This is a genomic window from Actinoplanes sp. CA-131856 (assembly GCF_050956135.1).
Classification (GTDB): Bacteria; Actinomycetota; Actinomycetes; order Mycobacteriales; family Micromonosporaceae; genus Actinoplanes.
In genome coordinates this window covers 5,250,105-5,263,680 of sequence record NZ_CP191849.1, presented here as the reverse complement: position 1 = coordinate 5,263,680, position 13,576 = coordinate 5,250,105, and the positions used below count along the sequence as shown (strand labels likewise).

At 70.6% G+C, this 13,576-nt stretch carries 13 protein-coding genes; 1 reads left to right on the top strand and 12 read right to left on the bottom strand.

Annotation, left to right across the window (positions count from 1 at the left end; translation table 11 throughout):
• Positions 1-103: 103 nt before the first annotated feature.
• The 11 genes from ACQP2X_RS24315 to kdd form a co-directional block, all read right to left on the bottom strand.
• Complete coding sequence (locus tag ACQP2X_RS24315) at positions 104-619, bottom strand: FxsA family protein (protein ID WP_498700530.1); 516 nt, start codon at positions 617-619, stop codon at positions 104-106.
• Between the two features lie 46 nt (positions 620-665).
• Positions 666-1,454 (bottom strand): polyprenol monophosphomannose synthase, encoded by a 789-nt coding sequence (locus tag ACQP2X_RS24310; protein ID WP_498700528.1) that lies wholly within the window; start codon positions 1,452-1,454, stop codon positions 666-668.
• Positions 1,451-3,040: an apolipoprotein N-acyltransferase gene (gene lnt / locus ACQP2X_RS24305; RefSeq protein ID WP_498700526.1), complete on the bottom strand. Its 1,590-nt coding sequence runs from the start codon at positions 3,038-3,040 to the stop codon at positions 1,451-1,453. The genes ACQP2X_RS24310 and lnt overlap by 4 nt, the downstream gene beginning before the upstream one ends.
• Before the next feature lie 445 nt (positions 3,041-3,485).
• On the bottom strand, positions 3,486-4,721 hold the full coding sequence (locus ACQP2X_RS24300; RefSeq protein ID WP_498700525.1) for a glutamate mutase L: 1,236 nt from the start codon (positions 4,719-4,721) through the stop codon (positions 3,486-3,488).
• Positions 4,718-5,083 (bottom strand): 3-aminobutyryl-CoA ammonia lyase, encoded by a 366-nt coding sequence (gene kal, locus ACQP2X_RS24295; RefSeq protein WP_498700524.1) that lies wholly within the window; start codon positions 5,081-5,083, stop codon positions 4,718-4,720. The genes ACQP2X_RS24300 and kal overlap by 4 nt, the downstream gene beginning before the upstream one ends.
• Entirely contained in the window at positions 5,080-5,814 is a 735-nt protein-coding gene (kamE, locus tag ACQP2X_RS24290) for a lysine 5,6-aminomutase subunit beta (protein WP_498700522.1), read from the bottom strand. Before kamE ends, kal begins: the two co-directional genes overlap by 4 nt.
• The gene (locus ACQP2X_RS24285; protein WP_498700521.1) at positions 5,811-6,383 is read right to left on the bottom strand and encodes an RloB family protein; all 573 of its coding nucleotides are present in this window, start codon (positions 6,381-6,383) and stop codon (positions 5,811-5,813) included. The genes kamE and ACQP2X_RS24285 overlap by 4 nt, the downstream gene beginning before the upstream one ends.
• A 4-nt stretch (positions 6,384-6,387) precedes the next feature.
• A complete protein-coding gene (locus tag ACQP2X_RS24280) occupies positions 6,388-7,629 on the bottom strand; it encodes an AAA family ATPase (RefSeq protein ID WP_498700519.1) in 1,242 nt (413 codons plus the stop codon).
• Positions 7,630-7,698: 69 nt separating this feature from the next.
• On the bottom strand, positions 7,699-9,261 hold the full coding sequence (gene kamD / locus ACQP2X_RS24275; protein ID WP_498700518.1) for a lysine 5,6-aminomutase subunit alpha: 1,563 nt from the start codon (positions 9,259-9,261) through the stop codon (positions 7,699-7,701).
• Positions 9,262-9,265: 4 nt separating this feature from the next.
• Positions 9,266-10,777, bottom strand: a complete 1,512-nt coding sequence (locus ACQP2X_RS24270) for an amidohydrolase (protein WP_498700517.1) — start codon at positions 10,775-10,777, stop codon at positions 9,266-9,268.
• 4 nt (positions 10,778-10,781) lie between these two features.
• The gene (kdd, locus tag ACQP2X_RS24265) at positions 10,782-11,804 is read right to left on the bottom strand and encodes an L-erythro-3,5-diaminohexanoate dehydrogenase (RefSeq protein WP_498700515.1); all 1,023 of its coding nucleotides are present in this window, start codon (positions 11,802-11,804) and stop codon (positions 10,782-10,784) included.
• Positions 11,805-11,900: 96 nt separating this feature from the next.
• On the opposite strand from kdd, the gene ACQP2X_RS24260 reads away from it, so the two are divergent.
• Positions 11,901-13,289, top strand: coding sequence for a KamA family radical SAM protein (locus ACQP2X_RS24260; RefSeq protein ID WP_498700514.1), 1,389 nt, complete (start codon positions 11,901-11,903; stop codon positions 13,287-13,289).
• 75 nt (positions 13,290-13,364) lie between these two features.
• Here ACQP2X_RS24260 and ACQP2X_RS24255 read toward each other — a convergent pair whose 3' ends face one another.
• Complete coding sequence (locus tag ACQP2X_RS24255) at positions 13,365-13,556, bottom strand: CsbD family protein (protein ID WP_498700513.1); 192 nt, start codon at positions 13,554-13,556, stop codon at positions 13,365-13,367.
• Positions 13,557-13,576: the final 20 nt, after the last annotated feature.

Here is a 13,576-nt window from a genome sequence, read left to right as displayed (position 1 = left end):
GTTCCGGAAAAATCCGGAACGGCCCTTTCGCGTTCGCGAAGCGCGGAGCCGGCGTGGCCGACCGGGGCGGAGAAAGCCGGGAGGCGTGTCGGCGCGTGAGGGGTCAGCGCAGGACTTCGCCCTCGACGATCTCGCCCTCGATGGCGGCGGCGGGGGTGCGGGTGGCCGGGGGCTGCTGGTCGTCGATGACCACGATGGGGTCGCCGGGGCGGACGCGGACCTTGCGGGGGCCGAACGCGTCGAAGCCGACGAAACGGGTGGCGTAGCGCTCGACGCCGCGGCGGGCCAGCTGGCGGCCCGGCGGGAGCAGGAGCAGCAGGCCGGCCACGGCCGTGATGAAGCCGGGAATGGCCAGCAGCAGGGCGCCGCCCAGGCCGACCAGGGAGCGGATCACCTCGTCGCCCGGTGGGCGGCCCTCGACCGACGCGGCCTGGAAGCGCCGCCAGCCTTTCATGCCCTCACGGCGCAGCAGCGCCATGCCGGTCAGGCTCGCCGCCGCGGCCAGCAGGATCGCCCAGCCGCCACCGATGGCGTGCGCGACCAGGATGAACACGACGATCTCGGCGATCGCCAGCAATGACAGGCCCGCGGGAAGCAAAGCCAGGCCTCGACGGCGCATAGGGACCTCCGGTGTCAGGCTTCAAGCATGCCACGCCGATGCCCGGTCACGGCCAGGTCGAACCCTCGCGGCGGCTCTTGCCGAACCGGGCCCGCAGGCTCTCACGGCGGGCCTGCACGCCCCACAGGGTGACCCTGAGCAGCTGTTCCTTGAAGATGTTGCCGCTCATCTTGCTGACGCCGTGTTCGCGCTCGGTGAACGTGATCGGCACCTCGGCCATCCGGAAGCCCGCCTTGTACGTGCGCCAGGCCAGCTCGACCTGGAACGAGTAGCCGGTGGAGGCGACCGTCTCGACGTTGATGGCGTCCAGCACCGGCATCCGGTAGGCGCGGTAGCCGCCCGTGGCGTCCTTGAACGGCATGCCCAGCGCCATCTTGATGTAGATGTTGCCGCCGCGGGAGAGCAGCAGCCGGTGCAGCGGCCAGTTGTGCACGCTGCCGCCGGGGATGTAGCGGGTGCCCAGCACGGCGTCGGTCTCGCGCAGCGCGTCGAGCAGCTTCGGCAGCTCCTCGGGGGCGTGCGAGCCGTCGGCGTCCATCTCGACGACCGCGTCGTAGCCCTTGTTCTTGGCCCAGGCGAAACCGGCCTTGTAGGCGGCGCCGAGACCTTCCTTGCCCGCGCGGTGCAGCACGAAGATGTGGTCGTCGGCGGCGGAGATCTCGTCGGCGATCGCGCCGGTGCCGTCGGGCGAGTTGTCGTCGGCCACGAGGATGTCCACCGACGGGACGGCACGGCGCGTCCGCTCGGTGATCAAACGGATGTTGTCCGCCTCGTTGTAGGTCGGGATCACCACGAGGACCCGCCCCACCCCCGGGTAGCCTTCCGCCTCGCTCACCGTGCCTCCGCATCGTCGCTGGTCGTACGCCGGCGGCGCCGCATCGGGAGCGCACCGGCCAGGGCCACGATCGCCAACGCGACCATGACCATCTCGGGCCAATGGCCCAAACGAGTCGCCAGCGTAGTCGTATCGCTCACGTGCATGTCACGCACCATCACCGCGCCGACGTTGAAGCCGCTGGAGTCGTACACCTGACCGGCCGTGCCGACGAAGGCCGACACCCCGACGGTGGACACCATCAGCGCCTCACGGCCGTGCTCGACGGCCCGCAACCGCACCATGGCCAACTGCTGGCGGGCCTCGGCCTCGTTGAAGGTCGCGTTGTTGGTCTGCACGGCCAGCACCTGCGCGCCGCCCACCACAGTGTCGCGGACGATGTCGTCGTACGCCACTTCGAAGCAGATGACGTCGCCGATGCTCAGGGCACCCGATCGGATGACGCCGGGGTGGTCGCCGGCGAGCATGTTCTTGACCAGGTCGACCTTGTCGGAGACGAACCGGGCGACCGAGCGCAGCGGCATGTACTCGGCGAACGGCACCGGGTGCCGTTTGACGTAGACCTGACCCAGGTCGGGGCCGGTGCCCGGGTTCCACAGGATGCCGGCGTTCTTGATGTCGGCCGGCTTGTCGGTGCGCAGCACGGTGCCGACCAGGATGGGCGCGCCGATCGCGTCGGCGGCGTCGGAGATCTGCTGGGCGGCGTCAGCGTTGCGCAGCGGGTCGATGTCGCTGGAGTTCTCCGGCCACACCACCAGGTCGGGCTTGGCGGCCTTGCCGGCGGCCACGTCGAGGGCGAGCTGTTTGGTGGCCTTCACGTGGTTGTCGAGCACGGCGCGGCGCTGAGCGTTGAAGTCGAGGCCGAGGCGGGGCACGTTGCCCTGCACGACCGCGACCGTCTGGGTGGGGCCGTCGGCCTTGGCCACCGGCACGAGCAGCGGGCCGGCGATCAGCGCGATCAGGGCCGCCAGGTAGCCGGCGGCCGGCAGCGCCCACCGGCGCCGCCACAGAAGCGCCACAAGGGCCCCTCCGGCCGCCGCCACGGCGAAGGTGACCAGTGGGGCACCACCCCAGGCGGCCAGCCGCAGCGCGGGCGCCTCGTCCTGGCTGAAGGCGAGCCGCCCCCACGGGAAGCCACCGAACGGGGCCCGGTCACGGGCGACTTCCTGTGCCACCCACAGCAGGCCCAGCACGGGCGGCCACAGGGCCCGCCACCGGTCGAGCAGAGGCGACAGCCAGGCGATGGCGGCACCGGTGAGCCCGACGAAGCAGGCCTCGGCCAGTGCCAGCAGCATCCAGGGCAGCCAGCCGGCCGCGATGCGGGTCCAGTCGAGCAGCGGGACGAACAGCACGGCTCCGGCCAGGAAACCCAAGCCGAAGGCGCCGCCGAGGCGGCGGTGGTGGGTGGCCACGGCCAGCAGGGCCACACCGGCCGGCGCGAGCCACCACAGGCCGTACGGAGGGAGCGCGACGAGAAGCGCGAGACCCGCGAGCACGGTGAGCGCGTACGCGTACCGCCGCCGGACGGGGCGTGGCGGGTCGGTGTGCGCCGTGACCAGCGGCGCAGCGGGGGGCTGCAACGTCATCTCCACCCGCGAGAGGCTACCCGCAGCCGATAACGGCGCGGACGCGAAGAGGCGCGGCCCTGGAAGACCGCGCCTCACAACTGGTTCCGTCTCCTGGACACGGCCGGTGGGAACAGCCGGAGGTCGCGGTCACCTTCGGACCGGCCCGCGCCGGGCTGGCTGCCCGCCGGCGTGCCGTTGTCTACTGGCGCCGCTCACTCCCCTGCCCCACCGCGGTCGCGACCGGTCCGCCGCCGCCCCGCCGACCCCCACCCCCTGGACCTGGCTGAACGCGCGACCCCTGCGAGGACTGCGGGCCAGTGGGTGAAGGAACGGAGCGAACAGAGCCGCTGCCGTGCTCAGGATTGGACGACGGTACGTCGCTCCCCCGCCCCCCTGTCAACCGCCGCCCCCGGGCTCGGGCGTGTCGCGTTCCCCGGCGTGTCATGTCCTGTACCCGATCGAGCTACAGGCTGTTCACCAGGGTCGCCGCGACGTGAGGGTGATCATTCGCGAGCAGCCCGGCGGCGGCCAGAACGTACTGCTCGTCGACGACGGTGCGCGCCCCGGCCGGGGCGGCCCATCCCCCGGCCGTGTCGGACAGGACCGCGTCCAGCACATATGCGCCGCCGCCGTGCCGCAGCACCCCGCCCGAGCCGACCACGAGGCGCACGTCGCGCAGGTCGCGGCCGCCGGTGCGGGGCTGACCGGGACCGGACGAGTGGCCGCGCGCGTGCCGCCGCAGGGCGATCGTGGCGGCCGCCGCGGCTAACCCACGGTCACCGTCTTCTATTCGTGCCAATTTCTCGGCGGCGGCCGCGGCGATCGTGCCCTCGGCGCCGACGGCGACCCCCAGATCGCCCTCCACGGTCCGGGAGCGCCAGAGGGTGCCCGCGACGTCCCGGCGGGGGCCGGACTCGCTCTCCGCGTCCGGCAGCAGGGCCGAATAGACGTCGGTGGTGGCGCCGCCGACGTCCACGACGAGGACGCCGGCGCCGGTGACGTCGGCCAGCAGCTCGACGCCGGCGAGCACGGCGTCGGGGGTGGCGGCCCGCACGAGGGAGGTGAAGCGCTTGCCCCTGGACAGGCGCTTGCCGCCGATCACGTGCTGGAGGAAGACGTCACGGATGGCGGCGCGGGCCGGTCCGGGGTCGAGCACGCCGATCTTCGGCAGCACGTTGGCGGCGAGGGTGACCGGGCCGTACAGCAGGGCGGCCGCCGCCGAGCGCACGTCGGCGTTGCCGGCCACCACCACCGGCACCCTGATCCGGGCGTTTCCCAGCCGCCGCGCGTTGTGCAGCAGCACGTCCCCGTCACCGCCGTCGGTGCCGCCGACGAGCAGGATCACGTCGGGCCGCGCCGCTCGCAGATCGGAGATGCCGGAGCCACGCAAAGGGCCGGCCGCCACGTGGACGACCTGCGCGCCCGCCGAGAGGCCGACCCGGTGCCCGGCCTCGGCGGTCACGAGCGACTCGTAGCCGACGACGGCGAGCCGCAGGCCGCCCCCGGCGGACGAACAGACGTACAGCGGCGAATTGACACCACCGACGGCCGTGACCGCCTCGTCCAGCCCGGCCAGAACGTCGCTCGCGGACGTTGTCGGCACCTCGGCCCGGCGCACCAGGCGCGCGGAGGACAAAGAGATCAGAGCGGCTTTGGTGTACGTCGAGCCGACGTCGACGCACGTGACGGTGTCGCTCAATTCTTCGGCGGCACGACGACCGTCCCGGTGGCGGACACGGCCACGATCGGCGTCTCGAGGACCATCGCGCCCGATCCGCCGGTGCCCCGGCACACCACCCGCGACTCGAACTCGATCCTCCGGGAGCGGGTGCCCATCTTCACCACCGTCGCCGTGATCTCCAGGACGTCGCCGGCCTGCACGGGCGCCTTGAACTGCACGTCGTCGTACGAGGCGAACAGGCCCTCGTCCCCGTCGAGCTGGATGCACACCTCGGTCGCCACGTCGCCGAACAACCCCAGCGAGTACGCGCCGTCGACCAGATTCCCGGCGTAGTGGGCGTGCGAGTACGGCACGTACCGCTGGTGCGTCACAGTGATCAATTCGGGCTCCCGATAAGCGCGTGAACAAGGTACGAAGCGACCTCGCGCGGAGTCGTACCCCGCCCGAAGATCCGGTCGACGCCGAGCTCGGCCGCCATCAGCTCGTCGAAGCGCGGCCCGCCCACGATCAGCAGCGGCCGCTTGCCGGCCGGCAGCGCCTCACGGAACGCCGCCGACATGGCCCGGGTGTTCTGCAGATGCGCGTCGCGCTGGGTCACCACCTGCGACACCAGCACCGCGTCGGCTTTCTGCGCGCGGGCCGTCTCGACCAGATCGGGCACCGACACCTGCGCGCCCATGTTGGTCACCGACAGCTCGCGGTAGTACTCCAGGCCCTTCTCCCCCGCGATCCCCTTGAGGTTGAGGATCGCGTCGATGCCCACCGTGTGCGCGTCGGTGCCGATGCAGGCCCCCACCACGTTGAGCCGCCGGCGCATCCGCCGCTTGATGACCGCGTTGACCTCCTTGGCGCTCAGCAGCGGATAGTCGCGCTCCACCACCTGCACCGCATCGGTGTCGACGAGATGGTTGACCCGCCCGTAGACGACGAAGAACGTGAACCCGTCGCCCATCGGCTTGGCGTGCACCAGCAGCGCCGGATCCATCCCCATCTTGTTGGCCAACTGCACAGCGGCCCCTTCGGCCCGCTTGTCATGCGGCACAGGCAGCGTGAACGACAGCTGCACCATCCCGTCCCCGGTCGTGTCCCCATACGGGCGAACGATGGTCATTCCTTCTCCAAGAGAGCACCGACCAGCCGCCAGACGCCGGTCGAGGGGTTGATCGCGTGATCGGTTCCGGAGGGTTCGAGCACCTTGGCGCGGGCGATCGCGTCCTCCAACCGGTCCGCGAAGTCGTCGAATCGCAACCGGGTCTTGTCGTACGCGGGAAGGCTGCGTTTCAGCTTCTTCTCCACCGCGCCGCAGTTGGCGCAGAAGCCGGTGCACGCTTCATGGTGCAGCAGCAGCCAGAGTTCGAAGCACGGGTTGGACACGGCCACTTCGATCCCCGATTTCGCGGCGATCGCGGCGGCGGCGGTGACCTTGCCGCCTTCTCGTTCGTAATGGTCCACATCTGTGACGCACCAGATCTGGCCGTACCCCTCCGAGCCATAGACGTTCCGGGCATACGAGACCAGTTGATCCGGCGCGCCCGGCTTCTCGACGATGTCCATCGTCACCGCGCCCAGGCGGAACCGGCGAGCAAGGCCCTTCAGATAGGCCGTCTCGGTCTTCTCGGCGCCGACCACCACCAGAACCGAACGCCGTTCGGGCCGGACCGACGAGCGGCGAGCGCCCACGGGACTACGCCGCGGCATCGGGTCGTCCTTCGCGGGCGGCAAGCACCGAGTCGACCGCGGAGCCGGTGAAGGTGACCGGGACCGCGCCGTAGCTGCCGGCCAGGTAGCGCCGCTCCCAGTTCTCTCCCTTGCGCGGATGGAAGTCGGACAGCGGGTAGAGGCGGGAGGCGTTGTCCTCCTTCTCCACGAACCAGATCTCGTCGCGTTTGAGAACCTCGCCGCCCAGGCTTGTGCCGAGCAGAGTGGCGTCGTGCGAGGTGAAGATGAGCTGGGCGCCCCGCGGATTGACCTCCGCGCTGCGGAACAACTCGATCAGCCGAGCGGTGAGCCTCGGATGAAGGCTCGCGTCGATCTCGTCGATGGCCAGGACCGCGCCCACCTCGACTGCGGACAGTGCCGCGATCACCAGGTCGGCCCAGGCCAGCGTTCCGTCGGACTGATCCTCCATGCCGAGGCGGACATCGCCGTCACCGTGCACGAAGCTGACCTCCTGCTGCGGAGTTCCGTCCTGGAGGCGGTCCCTCAGCAGGCGTCCAGGGTCGGTCGCCGGCACCGCCTCGACGCCGGTGATTCCCACGTCGGCGACCTTGATGAGTTCGACGAACTCCGGGTAGCGCCGCATTGCGTCGAGGAAGCGATCGGTCATGACGCCTGCCGTTCGCGCCCACGACCGTCGCGTCTCCAAGACGCGAAGGCCGTCACGGAACCACCGGTAGACCGGCAGGACCTCCTCCTGGTTGGCCTGCACGGCCGTGCTGAGCAGGAGGGCGTTCTCGCGCAGGAGGCTCTTCAAGACCTCCGCCCGGCCGCGGCGCTCGGGCACCGTCGAACCGAGTTTGACGGACTGCCCCTCCCTGGAGAAGATCACCCGCTCGCGGCCGTGCGGGTAAGTGTGCAGCCACTCCTCCGTGACCGCCTCGCCGGTCACGGAGAAGCCGTACACGAACTGAACGCCGTCCACGATCAGATCGACCGCGTAACCGGACGGCTGCTGCCCAGCGGCCGGGTCGAGCTTGAACGGCGTTCGCGGCACGCCTGATTCGGGCTCCCAGAACCGGTAGGAGCGCAGGACCGCGTTCTGCATCCAGCGCAGGGAGTCCAGCAGATTGGACTTGCCGGAGGCGTTCGACCCGAATGCGGCCGCGACCGGCACCACGGGGCCCGCGCCCGCGTACGACGGCATCAGCAGCAGCTCCTGCTCCGCCCGCAGCGAACGGTGGTTCCCGACCTGAAAGCTACGCAGCATGACAGGCTCCCACGACACCCAGCAGCATCATTCTGCAAGTAAATCGCAAGATCGGGCGCCTGTCCGTCCTCACCGCGGCCCTTCGAGCATTTCAGTGACCGGGTTGTAGTAGTCCTCGGCGTGCTTGGCGACGCCGTCCAAACCCTTTCCGCGGTCGGCCGGGCGCTTCATGATGCCGAACGTGCCGTCGGCGATCGCGTCGAGCAGGGTGTCGCCCTCGATGCGCTTGAGCAGGTCGACGGCCTCGGCCAGCACGCCGTGGGCGCGCTGCTGGATGAAACCGCCCGGAGCCGGCACGAAGTCCTCGTGCAGGTTGCCCGCGCCCTGCAGCACGTAGCGGACGTTCTGCAGCGCGATGTCGCGGTCCGACAGCCACGGCGTCACCACGGCCTCGGTCATCATGCCGACCAGCAGGATGCCCTGGCCGGTCAGGGCGCCGACCAGGTTGAAGAAACCGTCGAGCAGGTTGCCGCGGAACACGTCGCCGGTCATGTGCTTGGTCGGCGGCATCCACTTCAGCGGCGCGTCCGGGAACAACTCGCGGGCCAGCAGCGCGTGGGCCAGCTCCATCCGGAACGACTCCGGCAGCTCCGGGTTGATCTCGAACGCGTGCCCCAGGCCCAGCTGCCAGTCCGCCAGGCCCGCCTCGTGCGCGAAGAACTCGTTGAGCAGCTGCGACACCGTCACCGTGTGGGCCGCCTCGACCGCGTCGGCCGTGGTCAGATAGTTGTCCTCGCCGGTGTTGATGATGATGCCGGCGCGGGCGTGCACCTGACGGGAGAACCGCTGGTCGACGAACGTGCGGATCGGGTTGATGTCGCGGAACAGGATCCCGTACATCGAGTCGTTCAGCATCATGTCGAGCCGTTCCATGCCGGCCAGCGCCGCGATCTCCGGCATGCACAGCCCGGACGCGTAGTTCGTCAGCCGCACATAACGGCCCAGCTCCTTCGACGTCTCGTCCAGCGCCGCCCGCATCAGCCGGAAGTTCTCCTGCGTCGCGTACGTGCCGGCGAACCCCTCCCGGGTCGCGCCCTCGGGCACGTAGTCGAGCAGCGACTGCCCCGTCGAGCGGATCACCGCGATCACGTCGGCGCCGGCCCGCGCCGCCGCCTGCGCCTGCGGGATGTCCTCCAGGATGTCCCCGGTGGCCACGATCAGATAGATCCACGGCCGACGCGCCGGATCCCCGTACCGCTTGATCATGCGGTCACGTTCGGCCCGGCGCCGGTCGATGGTCTTCAGGCCGTCGCTGGTCGCCCTCTTCGCCAGGCGGCGGGCCGCCGTGGCTTCCGCTTTCTTCGGTGGTACGTCGAATCGGACGGCACCGGCGGCCGCCTTCTGCGCCAGCACCGTGACATCGTCGACGCCGGTGCCGCGCATCGCGTGGAACACCGGCACGGCCACCCCGTGCTCGAGCCCCACGTCCGCGCGCACCGCGTCGACGAGCCGGTTCACCCAGGGGATGCCGTCCGAGTCGGCCCCGCGCACCCCGGCCAGGCGCAGCACCGCACGCTCCACCGACACCGTCGTGTGCGAGCGCGCGAGGTCGACCACGGGCTGCCCCGCCCGCGCCGCGAGAGCGCGCGCCTCGCGCACCACCCGCGGATCCAGATCAAGCTTCCCCGCCATGCCTCTATCCCTTTTCGTAGATCGTCTCGCCGTGCAGGACAGTGCGCCGGCACACGGGCGAGCTGGTCAGAACCGGCAGTCCTTCGCGTACGCCGTCAGGGGTGTCCCAGACCGCGAACGTGGCCGACGCGCCCGGCGCCAGCACACCCACCCCGTCGACCCCGGCCGCCCGCCAGCCACCCCGCGACGCCGCCGCGAACGCCGCCCGCACACCCATCCGGTACACCGGGTTGTGCGGGGCCACCGCCGCCCGCACCATCGCCCACGGGTCGAGCGCGGTCACCGGCGAGTCGGAGCCGAACGCCAGCAGCACCCCGGTCGCGTGCATCGCGCCGATCGGGTTCGACGCCATCGCCCGCTCGGCACCCAGCCGCTGCGCGTACATCTTGTCCGGGCCGCCCCACAGCGCGTCGAAGACCGGCTGCACCGAGGCGATCACCCCGAACTCCACCATCCGCGCGATCATCGCCTTGTCGATCAGCTCCACGTGCTCGACGCGGTGCCGGCCCTCGCGCAGCTCGTCCACGCCGACCCGCTTGGCGGCCAGGGCGAAACCCTCGAGAACGGTCTCGATGGCGGCGTCACCGATCGCGTGGAAACCGCCCTGCACACCGGCCCGCACACAGTCGAGCAGATGCTCGGCCGCCTGCTCGGCGGTCAGGAACGCCTCACCGTGCCCGTGGTCGCCGTCCACGAACGGCTCACGCACCGACGCCGTCCGCGAGCCGAGCGCACCGTCCGCGTACAGGTCACCGGCCGCGCCGACCGCGCCCAGGTCGCGGGCCTTCTCGGCCGCGCCCAGCTCACCCCAATATCCGAACACCTTCGGCAGCCCGGCCGACGACAGCGCCAGCACCGACCGGAAATCGTCCTCGCTGGACGTGCCGGGGCCGCCGCACTCGTGCACCGCGGCGACGCCCTTCGACGCGGCCAGCTCCAGGGCCGCCCGCTGCGCCCGCGTCCGCTGCTCCGGCGTCAGAGAACCCAGCGCCACCGCCCGTACGGCGTGATGGGCCTGCTCCCGCACCCAGCCCGAAGCGTCGAACCCGGGCTCGCCCCTGGCCGCCGCCAGCAGCGACGCGCTCGCCAGCGCGGAGTGCACCGACGCCTGCGACAGGTACACGCGGCGCCCGCCGGCCGCCCGCTCGAGCTCGTCCGCGGTCGGCGGCGTCTGCTCGGACCCCCAGGTCGACTCGTCCCAGCCGTGACCGTGCACGACCGCGCCGGCCGGGCGGGTCGCCGCGAAGGCGGCCACCGCGTCCAGCAGCTCACCGGCCGACCGGGTCGGCGAGAGGTCCAGGCCCTCGAGGGCCAGGCCCGTGTCCGTGGCGTGCAGATGCGCGTCGACGAAAGCGGGCGTGACCAGGGCATTGTCGAGATCAACGGTCTGGTCGGCGCTGGGGGCGTCGTCTTTGTCGCCCAGCCAGGAGATCTTGCCGTCGCGGACCAGCAGGGCGGTGGCCCTGGGGTCGGCGGGTGAGTAGAGGCGGCCGTTGGTGTAGAGGACCTCAGTCATGGGGTCAGTCTCCCGCGACACGGGCCTCGAAGAGGGACCGGACCGCCGGGACGCGGCGCAGCAGATCGACCGCGAACGCCGCGTGCCCGGGGACATATCCGTTGCCGATCAGCATCGTCACGTCCGCGGCCAGGCCTTCCGCGCCCAGAGCGGCCGCCGAGAAGCTCGTCGCCATCGAGAAGAAGATCACCGTGCCGCCCTCGGCCGTGGCGAGGATCGCACCGTGCTCGCAGCCCGGGACGTCCACGCAGACGACCGTGACTGTCGCCTCATGACCCAGCGCGTCTCTGACCTTCTGCGCGACCTCGACCGGGTTGCGGGCGTCCGCGATGACCGCTACGTCCGCTATGTCCCGCAGGCTCGCGCGTTCGGCTTCATCGCGGACAACTCCGACAGTACGGGCGCCAGCGAGGCGAGCCGCAGTCAACGAGAGGGAGCCGCTCTTCCCGGCACCACCCAGCACCGCCACGGTCGGCTTGTCAGGGTATTTACGGACAACACGGTCGGTGAGCGCGGGAGCACCACACACGTCGTACACCGCCAGAGCCAACTCGGGCGCGAGATCATCGGGTAGGACACCGACGATCGAGCGGCCGAAAAGGATCGCCGTGCCCTCGGCCGGCACCTGCTCGCTGCGGCCGTCCCACTGCGCGAGGCCGTCGGTGATGGTGAGCGGGGTCAGCGTGAGACTCACCAGCGTCGCGACCCGGTCCCCCGGCTTCACACCCAGCGGCGACTCCGGGCCGACCGCGTCGACCACGCCGATCAGCATGCCGCCCGACCCGGTCACCGGGTTGTGCATCTTCCCCCGGCTCCCGACGATCTCCAGCACCTCGGCCCGGACCTTCGCACCGTCACCGCCGTGCTTCTCCGACAACTGCCGGAAGCTCGCCGCGTCCAGATTGAGCCGCTCCACGCGCACCCGCACCTCGTCCGCGCCGACCTCCGGACGGGCGTCCAGGCGCCACGCCGCCTGCGGCAGCACCCCCTCGGGCTCCACCACCCGATCGAGCCCCACAGACCCCATCACACCCACCCATCATAAAAATCAAGGAACCCGGCACGTATCCATACCGTAAATCCTCCGGCCAGACCTTCACTAGACCGAAAATCATCTTGTAGGTTGAACGCGGTCCTAACGATCGATCAGGAGGCACCGTTGGACGTCCAGCCCTATCTCTATGAGCGCCGCCCCCTGATCGAGCCCGACTGGACCCGGTTCCCCGGCTGGCGCGACGTCACCACCGCCCAGTGGGAGTCCGCCCAATGGCAGCGGGTCAACTGCGTCAAGAACGTCAAGCAGCTGCGCGCCGTCATGGGCGACCTGCTCGACGAGCGGTTCTACACCGACCTCGACACCGACCAGCAGCGCCTGGCCACCATGTCCATGCTGATCCCGCCGCAGATGCTCAACACCATGGTGCCCACCGGCGAGGTCACCACCGACGCGTTCTACGCCGACCCGATCCGCCGCTACATGATCCCGGTCGCCACCGACCGCCACCTCGACTGGCCCTCACACCCGCACGCCACCCGCGACAGCCTCCACGAGCACGACATGTGGGTCGCCGAGGGCCTCACCCACCGCTACCCGACCAAGGTCCTGGCCGAGCTGCTCTCCACCTGCCCGCAGTACTGCGGCCACTGCACCCGCATGGACCTCGTCGGCAACAGCACCCCCACCGTCGACAAGCTGAAACTCACCCTCAAGCCGGTCGACCGCTACCAGGCCCACCTCGACTACCTCAAGGCCCACCCGGGGGTCCGCGACGTGGTCGTCAGCGGCGGCGACGTCGCCAACGTGCCCTGGAAGCAACTCGAGACGTACCTCATGGGCCTGCTCTCCGTGCCCACCGTCCGCGACATCCGCCTGGCCACCAAGGCCCTCATGGGCCTGCCCCAGCACTGGCTGCAGGACGACGTCGTCGAGGGCCTGCACCGCGTCGCCATCACCGCCCAGCGCCGCGGCGTCAACCTGGCCGTGCACACCCACGTCAACCACGTGAACTCGCTGACCCCACTGGTCGCCAAGGCCGCGCACACGCTGCTGGAGGTCGGCGTCCGCGACGTCCGCAACCAGGGCGTCCTCATGCGCGGCGTCAACGCCACCACGGCCGACCTGCTCGACCTCTGCTTCGCCCTGCAGGGCGAGGCCGGCATCCTGCCGTACTACTTCTACATGTGCGACATGATCCCCAACGCCGAGCACTGGCGCGTGCCCGTCTGGCACGCCCAGCAGCTCCAGCACGACATGATGGGCTACCTGCCCGGCTACGCGACGCCGCGCATCGTCTGCGACGTCCCGTTCGTCGGCAAGCGCTGGGTGCACATGGTGTCGGAGTACGACCGCGAGCACGGCATCTCGTACTGGACGAAGAACTACCGCACGTCCATCGAGCAGGACGACGCCGAGGCCCTGTCGAAGCTCTACGCGTACTACGACCCGATCGACACCCTGCCCGAGTCCGGCCAGGACTGGTGGCGCAAACAGCAGGCCAACGAGACGGAGTGACGGCAACGGCCCCGGGGAGTCATCCCCGGGGCCGTTTTCCTTCGGAACCCCACAGCGAACTGTGGTCGTCTGTGCCTAGCTGAAGGCGTCGCGTACGTCCTTGCCGGCGTCCTTCACGTGCTCGCCCGCCTTCTTCGCGTGCGCCGCCGTCTCCTGCGCCTCACCCTCGACGATGAGCCGCTCGTTGTCGGTGGCCCGCCCCACGGCCTGCTTGGCCTTGCCGGTCAGCTCCTCGGCCTCGTTCTTGACCTTGTCGGTGAAGCTCATCGTTCCCAACCTCCGTGGTT

Coding starts and splice junctions, on each gene's coding strand:
- lnt (WP_498700526.1), bottom strand. CDS start 3,040: ATGACGTTGCAGCCCCCCGCTGCGCCGCTGGTCACGGCGCACACCGAC.
- kdd (WP_498700515.1), bottom strand. CDS start 11,804: ATGGGGTCTGTGGGGCTCGATCGGGTGGTGGAGCCCGAGGGGGTGCTG.
- ACQP2X_RS24255 (WP_498700513.1), bottom strand. CDS start 13,556: ATGAGCTTCACCGACAAGGTCAAGAACGAGGCCGAGGAGCTGACCGGC.
- ACQP2X_RS24315 (WP_498700530.1), bottom strand. CDS start 619: ATGCGCCGTCGAGGCCTGGCTTTGCTTCCCGCGGGCCTGTCATTGCTG.
- kamE (WP_498700522.1), bottom strand. CDS start 5,814: ATGACCATCGTTCGCCCGTATGGGGACACGACCGGGGACGGGATGGTG.
- kamD (WP_498700518.1), bottom strand. CDS start 9,261: ATGGCGGGGAAGCTTGATCTGGATCCGCGGGTGGTGCGCGAGGCGCGC.
- ACQP2X_RS24270 (WP_498700517.1), bottom strand. CDS start 10,777: ATGACTGAGGTCCTCTACACCAACGGCCGCCTCTACTCACCCGCCGAC.
- ACQP2X_RS24280 (WP_498700519.1), bottom strand. CDS start 7,629: ATGCTGCGTAGCTTTCAGGTCGGGAACCACCGTTCGCTGCGGGCGGAG.